This is a genomic window from Blastopirellula marina DSM 3645 (genome assembly GCF_000153105.1).
GTDB classification, from domain to species: Bacteria; Planctomycetota; Planctomycetia; order Pirellulales; family Pirellulaceae; genus Blastopirellula; species Blastopirellula marina.
The window spans coordinates 978,292-996,943 of record NZ_CH672377.1 but is presented as its reverse complement, the minus strand read 5'-3'; the positions used below and the strand labels follow the sequence as shown (position 1 = coordinate 996,943).

Genomic DNA, 18,652 nt, shown 5'->3' with positions numbered 1-18,652 from the left:
CCAGAAATAATGACTTGGCGCGAAAACTAATCCGACGCACTCGGGGTAAACCAAGAGCCGGGTCGCTGATTCCGACGGACCCTTCTACTGCTGATTTGCGCTAACAGGAACCAATGGCGACGATCTCTGATCCCCTCGAAACTGTCGAAAACGACGAACCGCTGGTGGCGTCTTCGCCACCGGAGACGGGGGAAGCTTTGGTCACAGCTTCGCCGCCACGAGGTTGGATTCGCTCTTTTTTCGACGCGATGTGCAGCGGCGGTGAATGGGGTTTCGGTCTGGTTTCGCTGATCTTTCTACTCGCGATCTTGGCGACGATTCCGATCGCGAACATGTTGAGCCTGGGCTATTTGCTGGAAGTGAGCGGGCGAATCGCACGCACCGGCAAGTTCAGAGAGGGATTTATTGGGATTCGTACGGCGGCGCGGATCGGTTCGATTGCATTGGGGACTTGGCTTTTCTTCTGGCCGCTTCGATTTTTTGCCGATTTGCGGGACAGCGCCAATCTGATCGAGCCCGGCGGACCGGTCCCGCGGCGAATGACCATCGTGTTGATCGTATTAACGCTGGCCGTCGGGTTTCATATCGCGTGGGCGTGGTTCCGCGGCGGGAAGTTCCGGCATTTTCTTTGGCCGGCGCCGCTGCGACTCTGGCGACGGATTCGCGCGGGCGGGATGTTCTCCGAAGCGCGAGACAAGAGTCTGGGGTTTTTGGGCTCGCTGCGATTGGGTTACTATTTTTCGCTCGGCGTGCGCGGGTTCCTGACGACCTTGGTCTGGCTGATCTTGCCGGTCGGTTGGATGATCGCGGCGCGCGGGATCGAAAATCCGCCGGCGGCGTTTTTGATTAGCTTGCCGGGGATGCTGGCGTTTTGTTTTGTATTGCTCTATTTGCCGTTTATGCAGGCTCATTTCGCCGCCGAGAATCGTTGGCGAGCGATGTTTGAATGGCGAGAAGTCCGCAAACAGTTTCGCTATGCACCGTTGGCGTTTTGGTTGGCGCTGTTGATCACATTATTGTTTGCGTTACCGCTCTATCTGCTGAAGATCGAGTTGATCGATCGCGAGATCGCCTGGCTGCCGAGTCTGTTTTTTGTGGCGCTGATGTTGCCTGCGAGATTGCTTAGCGGTTGGGCGTTGGGATGTGCGCGGCGGCGCGGCGAGCCGCAAAATCGTTTCTTACGCTGGGTAGCGCGCTTGGGAGAGATTCCGGTCGTCGTAGGCTATGTCTTTTTCATGTATCTGGCTTTGTACGTTTCTTGGAGCGGCGCTTATAGTCTGCTTGAGCAACATGCTTTTCTGGTTCCGGCCCCGTTTGTCGGCGGCTAGCAGCAGCGCCGATCACCCTGTTTTCTCGGCTCTCCTCCGCTTTGGCGACGCTCGCTGCTACCCCAATGCGCCCGTGGCAGTTACGATAAAACATGACGCTCCCCCAAGCCGCCTGTTTCGTCCCTGGGACCTGCTATGCCGCGACGTAATCTTACGATCATCTTTGTCTTCGCGTTCGTATCGCTGATTTGCTACGGCGCCGCGAGTCGCAATCGCTTCATGCGTTTGTTTGGCGAATCGCTTGATATCATCTCGTACGAATACGTGCGTTCAATCGACGCCGAGACGCTGTTCAATTCAGCGATGAATGGAATGACGATGGAGTTAGATCAAAACTCGACCTACATTCCGCCGATCGATTTTGAAGACTTTCGCGAAGAGCTGGATCAAGAGTTCGGCGGCATCGGGATTCACGTCATGTACGACGAGAAGAACGATCAGATGTTGGTCGTGACCCCGGTCAGCGGAACGCCGGCCTATGAAGCCGGCGTTCAGGCCGGCGACGTGATCCTGGCGATCGACGGTAAGAAGGTGGCGCAAGACGGATTTGAAAAAGCGGTGCAACGACTGCGCGGCGTAGTCGGCACCAAGGTTAAACTGCAAGTGCAGCATATTGGGCGGACCAAGCCGACCGAGATTGAAGTCGAGCGCGCCCGGATTCAAGTCGCGTCGGTTTTGGGAGACACGCACGACGGCGCGGGTGATTGGAATTATTTCTTCGAAGCGTACCCGCGGATTGGCTATATCCGGATCGAGTCGTTTGGCGACTTGACCTCGGACGAGTTCCAGGTCGCTTGGGAAAGCATTAACGGCAAAGTCGATGGATTGATCATTGACGTCCGCAACAATCCCGGCGGATATCTGACCGCCGCCGAAGAAATTTGCGACATGTTTTTGGATAAAGGAGTCATCGTTTCGACGCGCGGTCGGGATGGCCGTATTGAAGAAGTCTCCGAAGCGACGTCAAGCGGCACGATTATTCCCCAAAATTTGCCGGTGGCGATCTTGGTCAATCAATATAGCGCCAGCGCCAGCGAAATTGTCGCCGCCTGTCTGCAGGATCATGACCGCGCGGTCGTGATTGGTCAGCGTTCGTATGGCAAAGGGACAGTGCAAAGCATCTTTCCGCTTGATCGCGCGCAACGCGCTTTGAAGATCACCACCGCAACCTATTGGCGTCCCAGCGAGCAGAACATCCATCGCTTTCCCGATTATGGCGATGACGATCCGTGGGGCGTCTCGCCCAACCCTGGGTTTGACGTCCCGTTGTCCGACGAAGATCTCAAGAACATGCTGCGATCGCGAAGTTTCCGCGACGTCGATCGTTCCAACATCGCCGATCAAGCGGCGATTGATGGGCGAGAAAAGTCGGAGGAAGAAATCGAGCTGGAGGGGTTTGTCGATCCGCAGATGGAGAAGGCGATTGAATATATTCAATCGCAAGTGAAAGACGACGTTGCGGCGCGTTAGCGGTCGGGCACGGCCCTACTTTGCGGATAGCAGGCAAAGCTTGCCAGTCATTTACAAACGCGTTTGTAAATTTTCCTAGCGACCTGACCGCAGCTGCGCATCGCGCCGGTTGCGTTCTCTTTTCGGCGCAACTGACAGAACTCTAGAAAGTTCGGGCATTTTTGCGAATGTCGACGATTTTCGCTCAAGTCGCCGATCTCGGCGCCGCGGTTGCTAATGTCAGACGCAACGAATGCTCAATGACGACTTTCTAGTGGAGCAGCCCAAATGGTAAAGAATATCGATGCGTGGGACTTGGTCGGCAATCGGATGACTTCACCGCGTAGAGCGGTCAATTCGTCGCGCTACGTGGTTTATCTGCTCAAGACGCTGCATGAGATTGAACAGTGCGGATATCTAGTCGGAGAAGAAGCGGACGAAGCCGATCTGCCGCTAGAAACGACGACCCCCACGTTTTCACCTCCCGTTCGTTACGATCGCTGGGCGACCAATCCGACCGGTGACGAAGACATCTAATCGATCTCTTCCATCTTGGCTGGCGGTCTGTTGAATAAGTCAACAGACTGCTAGACGCTGACCAGCGTACCGATCTCGCGCAGCTTCTCTTCGACCTGATCGGCAGAGAACGGTTTGGTCAGATACGACTCGCAGCCCAGCATAAAGGCTTGCACGCAACTGCGGGTGTCACGAGACGAAGTGATCATCACTACTTTCGTTCCATCGCTGCCGGCAAGTCCCATTTCGTCTTCGGCAGAACGCAACGCTCGCAGCAGATCTTTGCCGCCGGCGCCCGGCATGATCAGATCGACAAAGGCGACGTCATAGCGATGATGGTGTTCATCGGCCCCCAATATCATCCGCAATCCGGTGTCGGCGTCGGCCGCTTCGTCACACTCGCCAAACGGCGACAGCATGTCGGAGAGCAAGGCGCGGGTCAAGCGATCATCATCGATCACCAAAAAACGCATCGAACGTGATGAGGGGCTGGAGAATGATTCTGCGGTGCGATTTTGCGATGTCATGGTGAGAGATGCTCCTGAAAGACCGTGGGAAGTGATCGGCAAAATAGGATCGCGGCAGCTTATACGCAGCCAGTGGGCGATACACTTACGGACGCTCGAAACATGGCGGAAATCTCTCGTTAGTCTCTGGACGGTATTGGCGTACCACTCAGTTGGGCAGCAGCTAACGAAACTATAAGTTAGAAATTGGTCCTCGATCGCGAGTTTCACGCGCAACTACGTAGTTTCCGCAGGTGAACTTCGACCGATTCTGCTAATTTTTCGGGATTGTAGCCCCCCTCGAGGATCGAAACCAGCTTTCCGCCTGCATAAACGGAAGCGGCGTCAAGGACGATTTGCGTAAGTTCGTCGTAGTCTTCCGTTTCCAGCCCCAAACTGCCGACCGGATCGGCCGCATGTGCATCGAAGCCGGCGCTGAGCAAAATCAGTTGAGGTCGCACTTTCGCCGTAATATCTTCGAGGGCACGCTCGAACTGCGAGATAAAATCACGCCGCGAGACCCCATATTTCAGCGGCAGGTTCCGCGTGTAGCCCAGACCGGCGCGTTGTCCGATTTCGAGCGTATCCCCGGTTCCGGGGTAAAACGGGTAGCGATGGATCGAGAGAAACGCGGCTCGCTCGCTCTCCCAAAATGCGTCCTGCGTGCCGTTGCCATGATGAACGTCCCAATCGACGATCAACACCCGATCGAGATCGAGCTTGCTTAGCGCGTACTGCGCGGCGATCGCCACGCTGTTAAACAGGCAAAAACCCATCGGCATCGTCGGCGTCGCATGATGGCCCGGCGGCCGCACCAGGCAAAGCGCATTTGAGGAGTCTCCCGCCAAAACGCGTCGCGTCGCGTCCATCGCGGCGCCGACCGCCAGGGTCGCAACATGGTACGAATCGTGGGAGACGACGGTGTCTTCTTCGATTCGCCCCCCACCTTTCAGAGAAAATCCTTCGACCGACGTGCGCATCGCGGCCGTATGGATCAGCTGGATGTCTTGCGCGGTCGCATGCGCCCACTGCGGCCGCAGGCACTGGTCCAAAAGGCCTGTTTGCTCGAGTCGGGCGGTGACGGCGAGCAACCGCTGGGCTGACTCCGGGTGGTTTCCGGTGTCGTGTTCTAAGAATTCGTGGTCGCTGTAGAGTAGGGTCATACGAATCGTAGGGGGTGAGCAAACTGCGTACCGCTTGCATTAAAATTGACAGACTCCCTATTCCGCAAGTAGTCTGAATAGAAGCCGAGAGCTTGGCGGTACTAACCTGCGAAGCGCGAATCGGTTAATTTACGCTAATCTTGCAGAACTCCTCCTCCAACTTTTCTGGCACTCGCCGTTGTTTTCTGATCCCAGGTCGAAATCATGAAATTGCACGGAATGGCTATCGCCTTTGTGTTCACCCTCCTTCTTAGTGGAGACGTCTGGGCACAGCAATACAAGACGATCCCCATGAATGCGCCGGAGTTGAACCCGGATGACGCCAAGATGCGCGCTGGCGTAACTGCGGCAAAGTTTGAGTTGCGCGAGTATCTGCAGCGGAAACCGATCGATGAGGCCGGTAAGCAGTTGATGACGCGTTTCTTTATGGGAGCGTACTTTCCGAGTTGGACGACGCCTGCCAACTGGACCAGCGTTGACGAGAAGCGGCGTGATTTCATGCGTAGCTTTAATGGTACGCTGGATACGCAACTGACCAGCAAGAAAGAGCTGAATCAACTGACGTTGCAAGCGATGATCGAGATGTCAAAGCCCGACTATCATCCGGTTGTGCGCTACAATGCAATGCTGACGATCGGCGATTTGAACGCCCAGGAATTTAACAGCTTTGAAAAACTACCGGTCTGTCCGTATCACGCAGCGCTTGATGTGCTGCTAAAGACGCTGGAAGATCCAAAATCGGACGACGTGGTTCGCGTTGCGGCGATGCTCGGCGCGGTGCGACATGCTCGCTACGCCCAAAGCACGCCGAAACCGGCCGGCGAAGCGATGACTTTGGCCGAAATTGATCGTTTGACCAAAGTCGCCAGTCAGGTGATCACGTCGGAAGTTGCCGAAGGGCATTCGGCTGACGCTCATCAATGGATCCAGCGTCGTGCGATGGATATGGTGCGCACTCTCTCGCCAGGCTACAAGACGCTGCTGGCCTCCGGCAGCAATCAAAATGTCACCAGCTCGATCCGCAAATCGTTGGAAGAGGTCGCCAAATCGCTGGGCCAGATGTTAGAGAACGAAGAGGCCGACAAGTCGCTGCGCGTGGACGCGGCGATGACGCTGGCCGCTTTGCCAAGTGACGACGCCGTGAAGAAGAGTTTTGATCCCAATCTGCAGGTCGGATTGGTCGCCAAGCTCGCTTCGCAGTCGGTCGACGCCGATATCACCTGGTTCACCGAAGCGCTGAAAGAGATGCGCATGGGCGGGCCCGGCGGTCGTTCGTACGGCGGCGGCATAGAATCCTATTCTCCGTCGCCCGAATACGGCTATGACGACATGTCGCCCGAGGGCGGCGGCAAAAGCAAGAAGCCGAAAAAGAAGGAATTCGTCAACACCAACCCGCCGCTACATAGCTTGCAGCTAACTTTCCGCCGGCGCGTGAAAAACGATGTCGACACGTTAAAAGTCAGTTTGGTTGGATCAAAGGGAGTTCCTGCGGACCTTCGCCAGTTAGATAGCGGGTTGATTCGGTTTGTGCCGACCGCCGAAGAGCAGGCCGCGATCATTGACCTCTCGAAGGCGATGGACGAACTGATTGACGCCTCCGACGTGGATCCGACAGCATCGACAAATCAGATGGGGCAGCAATCGGGGCCGGGGGCAACCGATCCCTATATGCCGTACGAGGATCTGGCGCGGACCATCAAAGAGAAGCACGCCAAGCTGGAGCGACTAGCGAACAAGCTCGCCGCCAGCGCTGGAGTTGTTGACGCCGCAGGCGAAGCAGGTGCGCCGCCGAGCGCTGACATGCCGTTTGGAGCGGTTCCTGGCGCCGCACCCGCCGCCGCGCCCCAGCGTCCCGCGGCAGCCGCCGCGCCGGCGACTGCTCCTGCTGCCGCTGCTCCGAGCGCTGACATGCCGTTTGGCGCCGCCGGCGCTACAGCTCCGATGACGCCAGCCAAATAGCCGTAATTGCGGATTGCTCTTGTCTGCTCACCGATAGATAGCTATCAACAGCCGCCGAGGTTTCTTCCTGCGAGCGGCTCTTTTTATGCTAGCACTGCGCAATTTGGCGATTCTTCTCTCGGTCGGACTTTCGACCGCAGGATGTTTCGTTGCGCGCGAAACGGTCGACTTGGGCGCTGCGGCCAATGCTAGCGCCGAATTCAACGCGCTTTTAGACGCTGCCGACGAACCTCCGGAGGTGGAGGTCGGACCACCTCCGGCCGACCGTGCCCATAAGTTTGCTCTGGCCAACGCCGAACGTCGATTGCAATCGACGATTCAATTACCCTCTCGCAGCGGGCTCCGCGGCAAGATCGTCGAAACCGATGGCTGGCGACTGGTCCGCGCCGATCGGCGATTTCTGACCCCCTTTTTTCGTCAAACGCATTGGCGACATCGAGAGTTGGAATCGGTACTGCGAGAAGAGACCGCCGACGCAATGCTGTTGGCGGCGACCGAATCTGAAAATCCGCTGGTTCGTGCGACCGCGGCGATTGGACGGGCGCGCCGCGATCAAGGGGACTCCCCGTTATTGATTGACGCCGTCGAAAACCGTGACTTGCCGACTTCGACACGCTCGGCGGCGCTGGAAGCGCTGGCGCTGGTCAACGATCAAGCGGCGATCGATCAGTTGTATGAATCACGCGAAACATGGCTGGCGGCCGAAGAGCCTACTCCCGCCCAGCTACTTAGCGCTGAAAAACTAGAGACAGAGCTGATGTACGCGCTGGCGCTACGCGATAATGTGCGTAGCGATGCGCGAGTGATCGCAGGGCTTGCCTCGGAGTACGACAACGTAAGAGCCGCCGCGCTCGACGCGATGTATCTGGACTGGAGTGGAGAGCTTCCGCCCGAAGCGGCGCAGTTGCTGGACGATCGTGCGGAAATGGTTTCCTCCGCCGCGCGGCGGACCGCCGCTCCGCTGGCCGAACTACGTCCCGCCATGATGTCGGCGGTCATGAGCCAACGCCGGGACGCCATCTACGGGATGGCGCGCTCGGGCCAACCGGAAGCGCTTGAAGCATTGTCGCAACTGGACGAAAACGCTTCGATTGTCTGCTTGCTCGCGGCGACCGACGTTTGGGCGATTCGAGGAGACTTTCAGCGCATCGCTGACTTGGCGACCCATCCCGAGCATCGCGTCCGCAGCGCCGTGGCCGAGCTGTTGGCGATCGATCAGCAGCAGGAGTTGCTGTCCGCGGCGCCCAAACTGCTCGATGATTCGAGTTCGCAAGTCCGTGATCAGGCGCTCGATTCGCTGGAAGCCTGGCCAATACAGCCGGCGACCGCCGCGATCCTCACCGCCCTACGCAAGTCGGAATCTCCCTATACCGGCAAAGTCCTCGCTCAGCGACTAGCGGCGCGGCTGGGGGAACCTTCGCCAGCGTCCGACGAAACGGTCGCCGAGTCGCTCGCTCGACTCGACAAAGCATGGCGCACGCAGTTTGGCTCGCTGCCGGAAGAAAACGTCGCCGTCACCGAAGATCGAGTTTCCCGCCAAGCGGCGCTCGAACTGTTGCAATTGGTGCAGCAATACGAACAGGCGAAAACGGCTCAGGCAGCGACCGCCGCCAAGCGGTCATTGTTGACGCAACAAACGGCTTTGCTGGCGACCCTCGACCAGCTGGCCCCAGAACTTCAAAACGTGCCTCTTCCCCGGTTGCAAGAAAACGTCCTGCCGGAGATCAACGCCGACTTCGCCAGTTGGGAGCGGGCGAAGCAGCAGTCGGACACGATGCGGACGTCGGCTCTGCGTGAATTAGCGCGGGCCAGCCGGAGACATTTGCTGAACCAATACCTGTTGCAACTAGTGGCCGATTCGTGTCGCCTGGACGCGCCCGAAGAAGAGATGCACGCAATTCTGGAGATCGTTCAGCAAGACAATCGACCAGCGGCGGCCCGCATTGTCGGCTTGGCGCTGCATCATCGCGCGGCGACCGTGCGTCGGCAGTCGGTCGCCTGGTGCGAGCGGTACACGAGTCATGATTACGCCGGGATGCTGTCGACCCTGCTGACCGACAAAGACCGCGGCGTTCGTCTGGCGACCGCTGTGGCGCTGCGATACTATCCAGGCCGATCGACGACAACAGCCCTGTTAGGAATGATCGGCGACCGCGACGACGACTTGGCGGTCGCAGCAGCCGGTTCGCTCGCTTATCTCCAAGTCCAGGAAGGGAACGACGCTCTGAACCGGTTCTCGCGCCATCGAATCGAACGAACGCGGCGCCTGGCGGTCGAAGCGATGGGAGTCAGCGGCGACGAAGCGTTCGCGCCCACATTGATCCGCATGCTGGGAGAATCACAAAGCGTGCGACACGCGGCTCTCGAGGCGCTGCCGAAAGTGGTGGGCGAAGATATCGCCGCCAAAGAAAAAGGATTCCGCGACACCAACTCGCAGATCGCCGCCTGGCAATCTTGGTACGCCGCCAAAGTCGGCAGTACGCAGGTGACGTACTAGGAGGCGTCTTTCTTCGTAGCCCGCTGCGCGAGCGAGGAAATGCGGCTGGCCGCTTCAATCCGAGTTAGGATCGCCGACCGCATTCCATCGGCTTGCGTCTCTGGCTAGTGTTCGCTCGGTTCGAAAAAACGCAATCTCCAAACTTGCGCTAAGGGCTACGAAGTGTAGTAGCTCTAGTCGGCCGAAATGACCGCCGCATTTTCTTTTTGCGGCGACGCGACCAACAAGCAACCGAGCGCGTACGTTCCAAAGATCGCGACGTTGAAACAAGCGTCCCCGGTCAGCGTGTAACGGAAGAAGGGGAGCGCGGCGGCGTAACACTCGACCAATCCGCTCCAACTCGCGGCATACATCGGCAGGCCGAATCCGGCCGCAGTCGACGCCCATACGGCGAAGTTGCTGATCATGAAGAACAGCACCGATCCGCAGACCGAAGCGCCGCCCAGCAGCAGTCCGCTGGTTAGTTTGCCGAGCCAGGTGTCGGTTTTCGGTTGGAAACGGCGGATGGCGACTCCCAGAAACACGGGCAACGCCAGCGCGACGTAAACCGTCATCATCACTGGCCAAGCGTAGCCGCCGATCAATACGTCGCTCAGCGTGGTGATCCAGATCGGAACCATTAACGCCCAGCGAACGCTCGAGAGCTTGTAGCCGGCGAACATCGCTAATGCGGCCGTCGGAGCGACGTTGGGATAGCTGCTCAACATCCAGCGCAAAGCGACGCCGATCGAGATCAACGACAGGACCAACAACAATCGTTCAACGGTTTCTTTTTTCATCGTCTCTCTGCATTGACACATGGTTTGGTCCCATCATCTTACAAGGTTATTCGTATCGCTGGAAACGCCATAAAACGACGTCGCCGGGAGCGATTTTGACCAGTTCGCAACTACGTGTCGCCAATTTGTCGTTGACGCGGAAGATCCAATTCCGCCCATTTCCCTCGTTTTTAACGTCATCGATCGAAAAAACGAACCGCGTGTCGCCCGATCCTCGGCTCTGCAGCGCAAAACCGTGCGGGTGTCGACTGGCCGTTTCGGTCGCGGCGAAAACGTTTTCCGCTTTCTTCCCAGGAATCTGCGTGTAGTGTTTTTCGCTGCCGTCGCCAAAATCAATCACGACTTCGACCGCTTTTTCCGGTTCTGCCGAGTAGGAAGCGCCCGCGAGTCCGGCTAGTGCGATACCGAGGCTGAAAAACAGACGCCGTGAGATCATGGTCGAAATCCTACCAAAGGGAGGGGCAAACGCCGGCTTTTATTTTAGCCGGTCCGTCGATCTCTCGCGAGACAGTTGGTGACGCTGCCGGGGCTTGCCCGAAACGCTATAATTCGTTCGATGAATTTACCTTACGTCGTCATCACCGGCGACGATATGGATTACTCGCGCAGAAGGACGCCGCTCGATGTTACCGACCGCGACGATTACGCTCTCGTTTCCCCAGGCCGGTTTCGCCCTGCTGACCTTCAATGATCCCAGCAAAGGGGCCAACATCCTGAGCCGCTCGGTGATGGATGAACTGGCGGCCCATCTCGACGAGATCGATGGCTGCGAAGATATCTACGGCTTGGTGATCACCTCCGGCAAGCCCGGCATCTTTATCGCCGGCGCCGACATTCGCGAGTTTGTCGCTTCGGTAGGAGCCTCGAAAGAAGAAATCGCCGCGATGAGCCAGCGCGGGCAACAGATTTTTGCTCGCCTTTCGAGCAGCCGCTATATGAGCGTCGCCGCGATCGATGGAGTTTGCGTGGGAGGAGGCGCCGAACTCGCCGTCTGGTGCGATCGCCGCATTCTTTCGACGGGACCCAAAACAGAGCTGGGCTTTCCCGAGGTGAAACTGGGCATCTTCCCCGGGTGGGGCGGAACGGTCCGTTTGCCGCGAATTGTCGGCCTCAGTAACGCCGTCGAGATGATCACCGGCGGCGAATCGGTTTCGGCGGCCAATGCCGCAAAAATGGGATTAGCGGACGATTTCACTTCGCCAGACGATCTGGTCGCGGCGGCGATTCGGATGATCGAGCAGGATCAAGAGAGCAAGTCGTACCTTCAGGATCGCGAAGTGCGTTCCGCCGCGATCGAGATGAGCGAAACCGAGCTGGGTTTTCTGGGGGCGACCGCATCGGCCTACATTCAAGGCCAGACCAAAGGACAGTACCCGGCGCCGATGGCGGCGCTCGAGACGTTGCTGGGGGGCGCGATGGTCGACGCCGAGTCGGCCCTGACAATGGAAGCGGAAGGCTTGGCCGGCCTGTTTGGCACGCCGGTCAACGCTGCGCTGATGAACGTCTTTTTCCTGACCGATCGGAACAAAAAAGACGACGGGGTCGATCAAGACGACGTTGAAAAGACAAAGATCGAATCGGTCAGCGTGATCGGCGCCGGCATCATGGGCGCCGGAATCGCCGCCGCCAGCATCCGTCGCGGGATTCTCACCACATTGTCCGACGCCAACGCCGAGGCGCTCCGCCGCGGCGTCGCAGGCGTATTGGAGGAAGCCGCTTACGACCGAGACGCCGGCAAAAAAACAATCGCCAAAGCGGTCGAAGGCGCCGCGATGTTGAACGCGTCGATCAGCGACAGCGAAGTCGCCGCGTCGAAATTGGTGATCGAAGCGATTGTCGAGAACTTGGAAGTCAAACGCAAGATCTATGCTCGGCTCGAACCGCAACTGGCCGATGATGCGATCTTGGCTTCCAATACGTCGACGTTGCCGATCACGCAATTAGCGGCCAATTTGGCGAAGCCGGAGCGGTTTGTCGGCATTCACTTTTTCAATCCCGTTCGCAAGATGAAGCTGGTCGAAGTGATCCGCGGCGCGCAAACGAGCGATGCGACCGTCGCCTCGGCGGTCGCTTTCGCCAAGCGGCTTGGCAAGTTTCCAATCGTCGTGAACGATGGTCCCGGGTTTCTGGTCAATCGACTCCTCTTTCCATACATGAACGAGGCGCTCGCCCTGTTGCAGGAAGGGGTCTCGATGGAGCGCGTCGACAAATGCGCGAAAAAATTCGGCATGCCGTTGGGCCCCATCACGCTGTACGACATGGTCGGCATCGATACCGCGTTTTACGCCGGTCGGACGATGTACGACGCGTTCCCGGATCGAACGCTCGCGTCGCCGATCTTGCCGGCGCTGGTCAAAGCTGGGCGACTCGGACAAAAGTCGGGCCTCGGTTTCTACAGCTATGAGAATCGCAAACGGAGAGCGCAGCCGGATCCGGCTGCGGCCAAATATATCGATCCCTACATCAAAGGGATGCCGCGTGACGAAACCGACGCCCAAGTGATTGATCGCCTGTTTCTGCCGATGCTGCTGGAAGCGACTCGCGCTATGGAAGCGAACATTGTACGTGACGTTCGCGACATCGATCTCGGTTTAATTTTTGGACTCGGCTTTCCGCCGTTCAAAGGGGGCCTGATGTTCTGGGCCGATACGATCGGCGCCAAGCAATTGGTCGAGCGTCTGAAACCGTGGGAAGAATTCGGCGTTCGCTACAAACCGACCGAGCTGCTGTTAGAGATGGCCAAAAGCGGCAAGAAGTTTTACGACCTGGAATCACGATCGATTTCCGCCGGCCAATAGGCGGTAACCCAACAAAAGGATGACGGCGATGACACAAGCCGTAGTGATAGATGGCGTTCGCACGGCGATTGGTCGCGCGCATGCTGAAAAGGGCGTTTTTCGTGACGTTCGCAGCGACGATCTGGCGGTTGCCTGCGTCGAAGCGTTGCTGGCGCGCACCGGCGTACCGCCGCAAGAAATCGAAGACGTGATCTTCGGCAATACGCAGCAAACGCTCGAACAAGGGCTGAACGTCGGCCGCCTGATCGGGCTGATGTCTGGCGTTCCGCATACCGCCGGCGGCGCGACGATGAATCGCTTGTGCGGCAGCAGTCTGCAAGCGCTCAACCAAGCCGCGCACAGTATTTTGGCAGGCGCCGAAGATGTCCAAATCGCCGGTGGGCTCGAGCATATGCAGCATGTGCCGATGGACCATGGGCTCGACATCAACCCCAAACTCTTTCAGCAAACTTCGAAAGCGGCGTTGATGATGGGGATCACTGCCGAATTTTTGGCGCAGACCCAAGAGATCACGCGCAGCGATCAGGATGAGTTCGCGTTGGCTAGCCACAAAAAAGCGACCGCGGCCTATGCCGAAGGGGAGTTCAAAAATGAAATTGTCCCGATCTACGGTCGCAATGAAGAAGGTCAGCGAACGCTGATCACCATGGATCAGTGCGTGCGGACCGACGCGAGTATCGAAGCGCTCGCGGCCTTGCAGCCGGCCTTTATGCCGGGTTCAGGAACGGTTACCGCCGGCAATAGCTCGCCGCTTAACGATGGCGCCGCGGCGCTGCTGCTGATGTCGGATGGGAAAGCGAAAGAGCTGGGCCTGAAACCGCTGGTCCGCGTCGTCGCGACGGCCGTCGCCGGCGTTGATCCCAGCGTGATGGGGACTGGGCCGATTCCCGCGACCAAAAAAGCGTTGCAGCGCGCCGGGCTGAAGATCGAAGATATCGACCTGATCGAACTGAACGAAGCGTTCGCGTCGCAGTCGCTCGCCTGCATCCGGGCGCTCAAGCTGGATGTCAGCAAGGTCAACGTTCGCGGCGGAGCGATCGCGATTGGGCATCCGCTGGGTTGTAGCGGCGCTCGCATTGCGACGACGTTGATTCACGCAATGGTCGACCGCCAAGTGAAGTATGGTCTCGCGACGATGTGCATCGGCGCCGGTCAGGGAATCGCCACCATCTTTGAGCGGATCGACTAGCATGTCGGCCCCGATCCATGGCGAGTCGATGTTCGAACTGTTTGTCCGTCGCGTTACCGCGAGCGGCGAAGCGCCGGCTCTCTGGACGTACGAAGCGGGGGAATTTCGAAGTTGCACGTGGATCGATCTTGCGGCGGATGTGGCGGCGGTCGCTGCTAGCTTGCGTCGCTTGGGAGTCGCGTCTGGCGATCGCGTCGCGGTGGAGTTGCCCAACTGCCATGAGTGGATCGTCGCTGACTTGGCGCTGGCCGCAGTCGGCGCCGTCAGCGTGCCGCTGCATGTGACGTACAAGGCCGAAGAGCGGCAGCGTCTGCTGGAGCATAGCGGCGCGCAGCGATCGATTCGTTCGCTGACGGAGGAAGACCCAACGCAACCGGCCCGTGATAATGAGAACGTCAGCCTGGTCGATCTCAACGCAGGCTGCGAGCTAGAGTCGTGGGATTTTCTGACGGTCGACGCCGCGAATCTCTGCGAACTGCGGTCTCCTGATCCAGCCTCCTTGGCGACGATCGTCTATACCAGCGGCACTACCGGCGTGCCGAAGGGGGTCATGCTGTCCCATTCGAACTTGGCTTTTGATGCGTTGGCGTTGGTCGAAGCGTTTGAAGATTCGGCGGCCGATCGGCGACTTACTTTTTTGCCGTTCAGTCACTTGTACGCGCGAACTTGCGATCTTTATACGTGGATCATCTTAGGCAACGAGATGGTCCTGGCCCGCTCACGCGAGACGATCTTGGACGACTGCAAGTTGATGCGGCCGACCTTGATCAACGGCGTTCCCTACTTTTATCAAAAGGTGGCCGACGCGGTACGTGCGCAGGGGAAGATCAACGAACCGGGTGCGCTGCAGAATATGCTCGGCGGTCGCATCAAGATGTGCGCCAGCGGCGGTGCGGCGCTGGCCGACTACGCGGCGGAGATCTTCGCCCAACAAGAGACGCCGATCCGCAACGGTTATGGCCTGTCAGAATCGGCGCCGGTCATCACGGCTTCATCCAAAAAGGTCTATCGCCGCGGCAGCGTTGGCAAAGCGCTCCCCCGCGTCGAAGTAAAAATCGCTGCCGACGGCGAAGTACTGACGCGCGGGCCGCATGTCATGCCGGGCTACTATCGTGACGAAGCGGCGACCGCGGCGGTGATCGACTCGGAGGGTTGGCTGCATACCGGCGATCTGGGGCGATTGGACGAAGACAATTTTCTGTTTATCACCGGTCGGAAAAAAGAGTTGATCGTCACCGCCACCGGCAAGAAGGTGGCGCCTGGACAGATTGAATCGGTGTTGGCTTCCGATCCGCTGATCGCCCAAGCGATCGTGATCGGCGAAGGTCGCAACTTTTTGACGGCGCTGATTGTGCCTGATCCGGACGAACTGCGGCGCGAGATTCGCCGACAACATCTGTGGGTATTCTCGCGGCGGGGCGCGCTGCGGCATCGCAAAGTGTTGGCGACCTATCGCGAGCGGATCAATCGCTTGCTGGCCGATCATCCGAAGCATGAGCAGATCGCGCGGTTCACGCTGATGGGACGCGGGTTTACGCCTGATTCTGGCGAGATGACCCCCAAGTTATCACTCCGCCGCGAACTGATTCAACGAAACTGCGCGGTCGAGATCAAAGCGATGTATCGATAGGAAGCGAAGCAGTGTCGTAACGGATAGGAGATTCCTGTCGTTTGTAACCCTATGGGAAAACAGGGTTTAAGCGGCATTAGTTCAGAAAAGAAAGCAGGCGGAACGTCGTTTATACGGTAAAATGGAGTACACCCCTGGAAGGAGATCCCCGATGTCGACCCAAATGCCTGAAAGCCCCCGTCCTGAGTCCAACGACCAAGAGTCGTTCGCCGAAACTGCTCTCAAATTAGGGGGCAAAAGCGCGGAAGAAGCACGACGCACCGGCGCGATCGACAGCGCCGACGATCAGGTCGAAAAGCTCTTTCTGCCGCAGTACCAAACGGTCAACAGTCCGGCGCACCGCGTGGTGTGGGACCGCGGCTTTGATATCGATCTCTTTTTGCCGCAGCCCGAAGAAACGCCGGCTGAGATTCGCAAAGTGATGGACGATTCGATCGCCGTCGTTAATCGCTTCAAGGCCGAAGGCAAGCTGCACAACGAAGAAGGGAAGATCACCGCCGAGGTGATGGACGCGTTGGGCGCCGCCGGTTATTGGGGGCTGCTGGTCGACAAAAAATATGGGGGCAGCGGAACGCCGTTCCGCAGTTTCGCCCCCTTTCTGACCCGCATGGCGATGGCCGATCCCACGATCGCCGGGCTCGCTTCGGTGCATGGGTGTATTGGCGCGGTCGATCCGGTCGGGACGTTCGGCGATGAAGAACAAAAGCAACGTTGGCTGCCAAAGCTGGCCAGCGGCGAGCGTTTATCGGCGTTCGCATTGACCGAACCTTGCGCCGGGTCTGACCTGACGGCGCTGCGTACGACGGCCGTGCTGCAGGGAGATCACTATGTGGTGAACGGCGAAAAGCTATTTATCACCAACATCACGCCGGGACGAACGATCGGCCTGGTTTGCCTGATCGAAAACAAGCCCGCGGTGCTGGTGGTCGACTTGCCGGACGAAGAGAACGACAACTTCCAGCTGCGCAAATATGGCTTGTGGGCGCTGAAGCACACTTACAACCGCGGCATCATCTTCAAAGATTTCCTCGTTCCGAAAGAGAATTTGTTAGAGCCGATCAAGGGGAACGGCCTGACGATCGCTTACCACGGGCTCAATCTGGGTCGCATCTCGCTTTGTGCGAACGCCGCCGGCACGATGCGACTGATGATGGCTAGCATGATCCCATGGGCCAAGTTCCGCGAAACGTACGGCGAACCGATCGCCCGGCGCGAGCTGGTCTGTCGCCGACTCGGCCGCATGGCGGGATTGATTGTCGCCGCCGACGCGCTGGTCGCGTGGTGCTCAACCTTGATCGACTCTGGCTATCGCGGCGAAATGGAGTGCATTATCGCCAAGATCTTCGGCAGCGAAGCGCAGAAGGAAGCGGCGATTGAGCTCTATATGAAAACGCACGGCGGTCGTTCGTTCCTGCATGGTCATATGTTTGGAGACAATGTCCACGAGTATCTTGCTCCTTGCATTTACGAAGGCGAAGGGGAGATGCTGGGGATGGCGTTCTTCAAATCGCTCGTCAAACAGCACGGCACGAAGTACTTTGAAGCGGTCGGAAAAGCGCTGGCCGCCGCCGGGATCAAAAAGCCGAATCCGCTGAATCCGGCGCATGCTTGGGCGCTCAAGGGCGCCGTCGCGCCGTACGCCGGTTGGCTGATGAAGGAATATGTCACGCCGAAACCGCGTCCCCACTATCCGGAGATGCCAGACAATCTGAAGGCGCATGCTCAGTTTGCGTCTGAAGGCTTGCAGGCGATGCCGCTGACGATTTCTGGCGTGATGCGCAAGCACCAGTTGAAGCTGGCCGATCGCCAGTGCCGCATGTCGCTCCTCTCAAGTCAGGTGCAAAAATTGATTACGATACTTTGCACCAGTTTGTACGCCGCGCAGCAAGAGAACGAAATGGTTCGCGCCGCGGCCGACATCATCTGCCGGGATATGACGAACGAAATTCTGAACAAACCGGTCAGCGATCGTCACTTCCGCCGCGTGACCGAACTGGGTTCGGCGATTGCCGAGAACGGTTTCCCCGGAGTCGAAGGGGCGCCGGACGAAATTTTGATGAAGTACGAGAAATAGCGATTAGCAAAGGGAAGTGCCGGTGAGAAACTTTGGCGTCATCTTGCCGGCGGCTGGTCGCAGCACGCGGTTTGGCGATCCGCGGCAAAAGAAGGTCTACGCATCGCTGGCTGGTGAAGCGGTTTGGCTGCATAGCGCCAAACGTTTCGCCGCGCGGGATGATGTGCGGCAGTTAATTGTCGTGATCTCGCCTGAGGATGAAGAGACGTTCCGCGCGGACTATGCGGTTGATATTGACCGCTTGCATCTTTCGATCGCGCTAGGAGGCGCCGAGCGCAGCGATTCGATCGCCAACGCGTTGGCGCTGGTCGACGAAGATATCGAGATGATCGCCGTTCACGATGCGGCTCGCCCCTGCATTAGCGATCGTCTGATCGATAACGTCTTCGCCGCGGCGATCGAACATGGCGCCGCAATGTTGGCGACACCGGTCGCCGGCACGCTCAAGCGGGTATTTGATGACCGCACGATCCAAGAGACCGTCTCGCGAGCCGGCATCTGGGAAGCGCAAACGCCGCAAGTCTTTCGCCGCGATTGGTTCGCCGCAGCGTACGAAACCCGCACTGCTGACGCCGTGACCGATGACGCCCAATTGCTCGAGAAAATGGGACGCCGCGTGCTGATCGTCCCCGGCTCGCAGCTGAATCGGAAGATCACGACGCAGGAAGATCTGGTGATCGCCGAAGCGACGTTGGGGATGATCTGACTTCTCTTCGTCCCTCGCTCGCGCTGCGGGCTACGAAGAGGAATGGTGACGCGGACGG

The 18,652-nt window shown here is 58.4% G+C and carries 14 protein-coding genes; 10 read left to right on the top strand and 4 right to left on the bottom strand.

Annotated elements, in window-relative coordinates; all coding sequences use genetic code 11:
* The first annotated feature begins 113 nt into the window (after nucleotides 1-113).
* From DSM3645_RS23065 to DSM3645_RS23055, 3 genes are all read left to right on the top strand, one after another.
* On the top strand, nucleotides 114-1,328 hold the full coding sequence (locus tag DSM3645_RS23065; RefSeq protein WP_002655027.1) for a DUF4013 domain-containing protein: 1,215 nt from the start codon (nucleotides 114-116) through the stop codon (nucleotides 1,326-1,328).
* Between the two features lie 135 nt (nucleotides 1,329-1,463).
* Entirely contained in the window at nucleotides 1,464-2,798 is a 1,335-nt protein-coding gene (locus DSM3645_RS23060; RefSeq protein WP_002655026.1) for a S41 family peptidase, read from the top strand.
* Nucleotides 2,799-3,065: 267 nt separating this feature from the next.
* A complete protein-coding gene (locus tag DSM3645_RS23055) occupies nucleotides 3,066-3,314 on the top strand; it encodes a hypothetical protein (RefSeq protein WP_002655024.1) in 249 nt (82 codons plus the stop codon).
* Nucleotides 3,315-3,364: 50 nt separating this feature from the next.
* Here DSM3645_RS23055 and DSM3645_RS23050 read toward each other — a convergent pair whose 3' ends face one another.
* Both DSM3645_RS23050 and DSM3645_RS23045 read right to left on the bottom strand, forming a co-directional pair.
* Entirely contained in the window at nucleotides 3,365-3,820 is a 456-nt protein-coding gene (locus tag DSM3645_RS23050; RefSeq protein WP_081444982.1) for a response regulator transcription factor, read from the bottom strand.
* Nucleotides 3,821-4,026: 206 nt separating this feature from the next.
* Complete coding sequence (locus DSM3645_RS23045; RefSeq protein ID WP_002655022.1) at nucleotides 4,027-4,962, bottom strand: histone deacetylase family protein; 936 nt, start codon at nucleotides 4,960-4,962, stop codon at nucleotides 4,027-4,029.
* Nucleotides 4,963-5,166: 204 nt separating this feature from the next.
* On the opposite strand from DSM3645_RS23045, the gene DSM3645_RS29735 reads away from it, so the two are divergent.
* On the top strand, nucleotides 5,167-6,921 hold the full coding sequence (locus tag DSM3645_RS29735; protein WP_002655021.1) for a hypothetical protein: 1,755 nt from the start codon (nucleotides 5,167-5,169) through the stop codon (nucleotides 6,919-6,921).
* Nucleotides 6,922-7,006: 85 nt separating this feature from the next.
* Entirely contained in the window at nucleotides 7,007-9,418 is a 2,412-nt protein-coding gene (locus DSM3645_RS23035; protein WP_002655020.1) for a HEAT repeat domain-containing protein, read from the top strand.
* 173 nt (nucleotides 9,419-9,591) lie between these two features.
* Here the strand turns inward: DSM3645_RS23035 and DSM3645_RS23030 are convergent, their stop codons facing one another.
* Nucleotides 9,592-10,197, bottom strand: a complete 606-nt coding sequence (locus DSM3645_RS23030; protein WP_002655019.1) for a DUF6580 family putative transport protein — start codon at nucleotides 10,195-10,197, stop codon at nucleotides 9,592-9,594.
* Nucleotides 10,198-10,243: 46 nt separating this feature from the next.
* Nucleotides 10,244-10,633, bottom strand: coding sequence for a DUF4430 domain-containing protein (locus DSM3645_RS23025; RefSeq protein WP_002655018.1), 390 nt, complete (start codon nucleotides 10,631-10,633; stop codon nucleotides 10,244-10,246).
* A 187-nt stretch (nucleotides 10,634-10,820) separates the two neighbouring features.
* Here DSM3645_RS23025 and DSM3645_RS23020 point away from each other — a divergent pair, with 187 nt between their 5' ends.
* The 5 genes from DSM3645_RS23020 (at nucleotide 10,821) to ispD (ending at nucleotide 18,594) form a co-directional block, all read left to right on the top strand.
* Nucleotides 10,821-12,995 carry a 3-hydroxyacyl-CoA dehydrogenase NAD-binding domain-containing protein gene (locus DSM3645_RS23020; RefSeq protein ID WP_002655017.1) on the top strand — a complete coding sequence of 725 codons (2,175 nt, stop codon included), beginning with the start codon at nucleotides 10,821-10,823 and terminating at the stop codon, nucleotides 12,993-12,995.
* A gap of 28 nt (nucleotides 12,996-13,023) precedes the next feature.
* Nucleotides 13,024-14,184: an acetyl-CoA C-acyltransferase FadA gene (gene fadA / locus DSM3645_RS23015; RefSeq protein WP_040353258.1), complete on the top strand. Its 1,161-nt coding sequence runs from the start codon at nucleotides 13,024-13,026 to the stop codon at nucleotides 14,182-14,184.
* Nucleotide 14,185: 1 nt separating this feature from the next.
* The gene (locus DSM3645_RS23010; protein ID WP_002655015.1) at nucleotides 14,186-15,814 is read left to right on the top strand and encodes an AMP-dependent synthetase/ligase; all 1,629 of its coding nucleotides are present in this window, start codon (nucleotides 14,186-14,188) and stop codon (nucleotides 15,812-15,814) included.
* A 151-nt stretch (nucleotides 15,815-15,965) separates the two neighbouring features.
* Entirely contained in the window at nucleotides 15,966-17,888 is a 1,923-nt protein-coding gene (locus tag DSM3645_RS23005) for an acyl-CoA dehydrogenase family protein (RefSeq protein ID WP_002655014.1), read from the top strand.
* Between the two features lie 22 nt (nucleotides 17,889-17,910).
* Nucleotides 17,911-18,594: a 2-C-methyl-D-erythritol 4-phosphate cytidylyltransferase gene (ispD, locus tag DSM3645_RS23000; RefSeq protein ID WP_040353256.1), complete on the top strand. Its 684-nt coding sequence runs from the start codon at nucleotides 17,911-17,913 to the stop codon at nucleotides 18,592-18,594.
* The last annotated feature ends 58 nt before the right edge of the window (nucleotides 18,595-18,652 follow it).

Bases quoted from the DNA above. Each gene is read 5' to 3' on its own strand.
- DSM3645_RS23065 (WP_002655027.1), top strand. From the start codon at position 114: ATGGCGACGATCTCTGATCCCCTCGAAACTGTCGAAAACGACGAACCG.
- DSM3645_RS23060 (WP_002655026.1), top strand. From the start codon at position 1,464: ATGCCGCGACGTAATCTTACGATCATCTTTGTCTTCGCGTTCGTATCG.
- DSM3645_RS23055 (WP_002655024.1), top strand. From the start codon at position 3,066: ATGGTAAAGAATATCGATGCGTGGGACTTGGTCGGCAATCGGATGACT.
- DSM3645_RS23050 (WP_081444982.1), bottom strand. From the start codon at position 3,820: ATGACATCGCAAAATCGCACCGCAGAATCATTCTCCAGCCCCTCATCA.
- DSM3645_RS23045 (WP_002655022.1), bottom strand. From the start codon at position 4,962: ATGACCCTACTCTACAGCGACCACGAATTCTTAGAACACGACACCGGA.
- DSM3645_RS29735 (WP_002655021.1), top strand. From the start codon at position 5,167: ATGAAATTGCACGGAATGGCTATCGCCTTTGTGTTCACCCTCCTTCTT.
- DSM3645_RS23035 (WP_002655020.1), top strand. From the start codon at position 7,007: ATGCTAGCACTGCGCAATTTGGCGATTCTTCTCTCGGTCGGACTTTCG.
- DSM3645_RS23030 (WP_002655019.1), bottom strand. From the start codon at position 10,197: ATGAAAAAAGAAACCGTTGAACGATTGTTGTTGGTCCTGTCGTTGATC.
- DSM3645_RS23025 (WP_002655018.1), bottom strand. From the start codon at position 10,633: ATGATCTCACGGCGTCTGTTTTTCAGCCTCGGTATCGCACTAGCCGGA.
- DSM3645_RS23020 (WP_002655017.1), top strand. From the start codon at position 10,821: ATGTTACCGACCGCGACGATTACGCTCTCGTTTCCCCAGGCCGGTTTC.
- fadA (WP_040353258.1), top strand. From the start codon at position 13,024: ATGACACAAGCCGTAGTGATAGATGGCGTTCGCACGGCGATTGGTCGC.
- DSM3645_RS23010 (WP_002655015.1), top strand. From the start codon at position 14,186: ATGTCGGCCCCGATCCATGGCGAGTCGATGTTCGAACTGTTTGTCCGT.
- DSM3645_RS23005 (WP_002655014.1), top strand. From the start codon at position 15,966: ATGTCGACCCAAATGCCTGAAAGCCCCCGTCCTGAGTCCAACGACCAA.